The 5641-nt window shown below is 66.7% G+C and carries 3 protein-coding genes and 3 pseudogenes; all 6 read right to left on the bottom strand.

Annotated elements, in window-relative coordinates:
• Nucleotides 1-532: pseudogene (locus tag G3436_RS21725) on the bottom strand (HlyD family secretion protein); the annotation flags it as partial.
• Nucleotides 533-606: 74 nt separating this feature from the next.
• Nucleotides 607-1242 (bottom strand): annotated as a pseudogene (locus tag G3436_RS21720) (MFS transporter); the annotation flags it as partial.
• 125 nt (nucleotides 1243-1367) lie between these two features.
• Nucleotides 1368-2282, bottom strand: a complete 915-nt coding sequence (locus tag G3436_RS21715) for a LysR family transcriptional regulator (RefSeq protein WP_163949320.1) — start codon at nucleotides 2280-2282, stop codon at nucleotides 1368-1370.
• Nucleotides 2283-2375: 93 nt separating this feature from the next.
• A complete protein-coding gene (locus G3436_RS21710) occupies nucleotides 2376-3233 on the bottom strand; it encodes an efflux RND transporter periplasmic adaptor subunit (RefSeq protein ID WP_163949318.1) in 858 nt (285 codons plus the stop codon).
• Between the two features lie 11 nt (nucleotides 3234-3244).
• Nucleotides 3245-3445, bottom strand: a complete 201-nt coding sequence (locus G3436_RS21705) for a DUF1656 domain-containing protein (RefSeq protein WP_163949315.1) — start codon at nucleotides 3443-3445, stop codon at nucleotides 3245-3247.
• Nucleotides 3435-5621, bottom strand: a pseudogene (locus tag G3436_RS21700) (FUSC family protein). The gene G3436_RS21705 and the pseudogene G3436_RS21700 overlap by 11 nt, the downstream one beginning before the upstream one ends.
• Nucleotides 5622-5641: the final 20 nt, after the last annotated feature.

Below are 5641 nucleotides of genomic sequence, written 5' to 3'. Positions count from 1 at the left end.
CACCGCCTGGCCAGGCTGCACGTCGTCAACTGGGTTTCCTCGGAAATTGCCGATCACATAGGCCTGCGCCAGCGGTACCACCGACAGCAGCCGTGCCCCCCGGCTGCACATAGGCGCCCACGCGCAACGCACGCTCACCGACGATGCCGTCGACCGGCGCGACAATGCGCGTGTACGACAGCGCCAGGCGTGCCCGCTGAGGTGCGGCCTCGGCCTGGCGCGCACCGCCGTGGGCAGCCACGACTTGCGCCTGCAGCACGTCGATCTGCTTGCGCGCGGCCGCCAGGGCGGCGGTGGCATTGGCCAGTTGCGCCTACCCGGCTACGCGCCTGCTGGGCGTTCTGCACGGTGCCGGCGCCCTGTTCGGCCAGGCGGCTGTGGCGCTTCAGTGCTGGTTGTCCTCTACCAGCACTTGCTGGATAAAGCCGGCCACCTTGGGGGCGACCACGGTGTAGTCGGCCAAGACATACGCGTCATTGGTCGACTGCACAGCGCTGGAACGCATCGTTGCGCCAGCCAGGGCACCGAGCATTAGCACCGTGAGGGCGCTCAAGACGAGTGTGCGGGGGGGTGTTCAGGGTCATGGGGTTTCTCTCGACAAGGACACTAGGCCACCGCACGCGGCGGGTAGATCCGGGTAGGCACGAAGGCAATCAACAAGGTCAGGGCCGCCGCCAGCAGTGCCATGCACAGGTAGAGGTCGGCCGCGGCCAGCACCAGCGCCTGCTCGTGGATGCGCCGGGCCAGTTGCGGCACACCGGCATCCGTCAGCGGCGCGTTGCCGAGGCTGTCGACCAGGTGATTGGAATGGAAATGCCGGCGCACCGTGGCCAGCACCGAGGCCAGCCCTTTGACGGTGTTGAACCAGGCAGACGCGAACGGACCGTCCTGCGCGGTCATGCCGCCGGTGGCGAGCATCAGCAGCGGGATCACCGCCATCGGTTGGCCAAAGATCTGCAGCAGGTTGATCAGTGGCGAGTCGAACCAGCCCATGCGCTCGCCCAGGCTCAGGCCGATCACCAGCGCACTGATCGCCGGCAACCCGAGCAGCAGGCCGCGCCAGTCGAACTGCGCGAAGCGCTCCAGGCGCAGCGGGTCTTGCGGCAGGCCCCAGGCGACACAGGCCATGGCCAGCAGCGACGGCAGGATGATCTGCCAGAACGCCCACTGCCACCCCACGTACTCGCTCCACAGGCCCGCCAGCGGCAGGCCCATGCTGGGGCCGAAGGTGGCGGGCGCCGCCGCGTTGAGGGTCACACTCATGGCCTTGCGGCTCCGGGCAAATGAATCACCCGGTCAGTCTATGCAGGCCTAATGCTGACGAAAACTGACATGCTTGCAGCTTATTACTGCATGAAACGCACGCCTCAATTCAACCGATAGGTGCTGCAGCACGCCTTCAGGGTCTGGCGCAGCCAGGCGTGTGCGGGGTCGTTGTCGAAACGCGGGTGCCAGGCTTGCATGATCGCCACCGGCTCCAGGGCCAGCGGCAGTTCGAACGCACGCAAGGGCAGGCCCAGCCGCGCCACACTCGACAGCACGTGCTCGGGCAGCGGCAGCAGCAGGTTGGTGTCAGGCAGCGAGAACATCGCCGAGTGAAAGCTGGGGGTGATCAACGCCACGCGGCGCTGCAGCCCCATGGCCGCCAGCGCGCTGTCGATCGGCCCCTGGGCACGACCGCGACGCGACACGCTGATCTGCTCGTAGGCGGCGTAGCGACACGCCGTTATCGGCCGCTCGAACAGCGGATGGTCAGCGCGCGCCAGCCCCACCATGCGGGTACTGAACAGGCCTTGCACCTTGATCTCCGGGCCCAGGTCGCGGGTGGCGCTGATGTACAGGTCCAGGCGCCCTTCGCGCAAGGCGCCATCCTCGTCGCCGCCCTCGCCTTCGGGCACGAAGCGCAGCACGCTGCGCGGCGCCTGTTCGCGCAGGGTTTCCAGCAGGATGGCGGCAAACGGGGCAATGAATACGTCGTTGGCGCGCAGGTTGAAATCACGCTCCAGGGTGGCCAGGTCGACCTCCTGCGGTGCGCTGAACACCTGCTGCGCCTGCTCGACCACACTGCGTACCTGGCTGCGCAGGGCCAGCGCTCTGGGGGTCGGCACCAGGCCACGGCCGGCACGCACCAGGATCGGATCACCGACGGCCTCGCGGATTCGGCTGAGGGTGCGGCTCATGGCTGCGGGGCTGAGGTGCATGCGGCGCGCGGCGCCAACGACGCTGCCCTCGTCGAGCAGCGCATCCAGCGCCACCAACAAGTTCATATCCGGTAAGTGCATGGTGAGGTCCATTCGATGCAGTCAGGGGAATGCACCGGAGCTTAACAAAGACTTGTCACCGGCTGGTACATTTTGCCCGGTGTCGGGGCCCCGTCAGTCCCGCGGCTTGACCACCACCGTGCACGTGGTACCCGCTGCCAGCAGGAAGCCCTGCGGCACTTCGTCGATATGAATGCGCACCGGTACTCGCTGCGCCAGGCGCACCCAGTTGAAGGTCGGGTTGACGTCGGCGATCAGCTCGCGGCTCGCCGGGTTGTCGCGGTCATAGATACCCCGCGAAATGCTCTCTACATGCCCCTTGAGCACCGCGCCACTCATCATCTGCAGCTCGGCCTGGTCACCCACGTTGACCCGCGGCAGCTTGGTCTCCTCGAAGAAGCCGTAGACCCAGAACGAGTCTTTGTCGACCACGGCCATTTTCGCCTCGCCGGTGCGCGCATAGTCGCCACGGTGCACGTTGAGGTTGGTCACGTAGCCGTCGACCGTAGCCAGGATGCGCGTGCGCTTGAGGTCCAGCTCGGCCGCCGCCAATTGCGCCTGGGCCTGCTGGTAATCGGCCTGGGCCGAGATGGCGATGTTGCTCGCGTCGTCGCGGTTCTCACGCGAAATCACCAGGTTGTCCATGTCGGCGCGCCGGTGCGCGTTGACCTTGCGCATCTCCCAGGTGGCCTTGCGCGAGGCCACCAGCGCCTGCGCCTGCTGCACCGCCACCGCATAGTGCGCCGGGTCGATCTGGATCAGCAGGTCGCCCTTCTTCACCAACTGGTTGTCGCGCACCGGTACATCCACCACATAGCCGGGCACATCGGCCGCCACGTTGATGATGTCGGCACGTACCCGCCCGTCACGGGTCCAGGGCGTGTTCATGTACTGCACCCACAACTGCCGACCGATCACCACGGCAGCCGCCAGTACCAGCAGGGTGGCGATCAGGCTGAAAAACTTTTTCATCGACTAGGGTCTCAACGGTAAACGGTCAGCGCCATGGCGCCGAAGAGGCAAATGAACAGGCACAGACGCAGCAGCGCCGGGTGCCAGAAAAAGCGGTAGCCGTCATGCGCGGCGATGAACCGGTCCAGCCCCCAGGCCAGCCCTGCGGCAAACAGGAACATCAAGGTCATGGTCGGCATGTACAGGCCATGGAAGGCGATTTCACGGGGCATCGGGCAGTCCTTGCGCAGGCGGCAACTGGGCCAGCGGCGATTGTGGGTCGAGCAACGAGGTACGGATGAAGTGCAGGTAGCTCTGCACCCGGCGCAGCGCCGAGGTGTCGAAGTGCCGGGCGAACGGTTCGTCGGTGGCCTGCACCCGGCTGATCGCATGGTCCACCGCCACCAGCGCACGCTCGTGGTTGGCCACGCTCGGCTGCAGAAACAGGCGCGCCAGCGCGCGGCCCATCACGCGGATGGCCTGGCGCCATGGCTGCGACTCGGCGTAGCACGGGTGCACCGGCAGTATCGCCTGCTCCTTGCGCAGCTCGATGATCGCGTGGCCCACCTCCAGCACCACGAACATCCAGCGCAGCAGGGTGCTTTGCACCTTGGGCTGCCCCACCGCCAGGCCGTAGGCCTGGTGCAGCAGGTCGCGGGTACGGCTTTCGAACGCCGAGCCCAGCCCGCGCAGACGCCCGCTGATGGCGAACAGCACCTGGCCGCGCAGGTCCTGCTCCAGGCGGCTCCACAGCCAGCGGCTGTTGGGCGGCAGGATGATCGCCCCGGCCGCCGCGCACACCAGCATGCCGATGACCATGGCGATGTAGTCATTGATGAACACGTAAGGGTTGTAGACGGTCAGGTTGTCGGGCACCGAGCCTGTCGAAAAAAAAGATCAGCAGGCCCAGCCCATACCCGGCGTAGGCCGGCCGCGAGGCGAGGAACGCACCCACCACGAACACCGGCGCCAGCACCAGGCACAGCAGCGCGAAGCCGTCGATCCAGGGGAACACGAAGAAGGTTTCGAAGAACCCCACCAGCGCGCCGAACAGGTGCCGCAGGCCATCTGGAACGACATGCGCCTGGGGTTGGGCGTGGCCGCCGACAGGCCCACCGTGGCCGCGGCGATCAGGGTCATCATGGCCCCGCTCGGCCACGCGGTGGCCAGCCAGAAGCTGCCCAGCACCAGCAGGATGAACGCGGCGCGCACCCCGGCCGCCAGCGACACCAGCCAGTTGGTCTGGGCCACGTAGGGCTCGTCCCACTGCTCGCGCGCATGGTGGTGGTCGGCCAGCGAGGCGTGGGTCTGGGCATAGCTGTGCAGGTCGTCGACGAAGCGGTAGAGCAGCTCGTAGGCGGTGTGAAAATCGAGCAGGTCGGCGTCGCTCGGCGCGGTGTCGAGATAGGCTGCCCGCAGGCTGCGCACGCGCTCGGGCAGGTCGTCCTTGTAGGCGGCCAACTGCCCGGCCAGGCGCGCCGCATCGGCGTGGGTCAGCGAACGCTCGGCATAGCCGTCGAGCAGCTCGGCGAGTGCGCGCAGGCCCGGTTCGATGGCTGGAACGAGTTGCAGCGGGCCACGCTGGCGCAGGCGTTCGAGCAACTGGTGCAAGGCGTTGAAGCGTGTGGTGATGGCCATGAATTCGCTGTTCATGCGCCCCAGACGACCATTGCGCCGACGCATGTGCGGGTCTTCGAAGGCGGTCACGCTGCGCAGGCTTTCCAGGCCCACCGCCTCGGCGATAAAGCGCACGTTGCTGCTTTCGAAGCGATCGCGCTGGCTGTCGCCGCGCAGGCCCTCGGCGACGAACCCGGCGAATACCCCAAAGCGCTGGTACAACGCGTTGCGCATCGAGGCACTGGCCGACTGCGGCAGGATCGCGGCGCTGACCAGGGTCGACACCAGGATCCCCAGGGAGATCTCCAGCACCCGCCAGACTGCGGCCATGAACGCACCGTCCGGGTGTTGCAGGGCCGGCAGGCCGACCATTGCCGCGGTGTAGCCGGCCAGCACGAAACCATAGGCGCGAAAGTTGCGATAGCGCATGGCACCGGCCGAGCAGATACCCACCCAGAGCGCCAGGCTGGGCAGGAACAGCTCGGTGTTCTGCGGGAAGATCGCGATCAGCGCCACCATCATCGACGAACCGGCCAGGGTGCCGAGCAGGCGGTAGAAGCTCTTGGCGAACACGTGCCCGCTTTGCAACTGCATCACGATGAACACGGTGATCATCGCGGTGCGCGGCTGCGGCAGTTCCAGGCGCATGGCCAACCATAACGTCAGGAACGCGGCGCTCAGCACCTTGAAGATGTACACCCAGGTGACGCCGTCGCTGCGCGCCCATTCAAAAAAACCGCGACGCCATTCAAGTGATGCCAGCCAGCGAAACGGCAGGGTCATGGCGCTCATTTGTCGAACACCGCCAGGGT

The organism is Pseudomonas brassicae (genome assembly GCF_010671725.1).
Taxonomy (GTDB): Bacteria; Pseudomonadota; Gammaproteobacteria; order Pseudomonadales; family Pseudomonadaceae; genus Aquipseudomonas; species Aquipseudomonas brassicae.
Note: the sequence above shows the minus strand (reverse complement) of the source record. Positions and strands in the feature narration are given on the sequence as shown.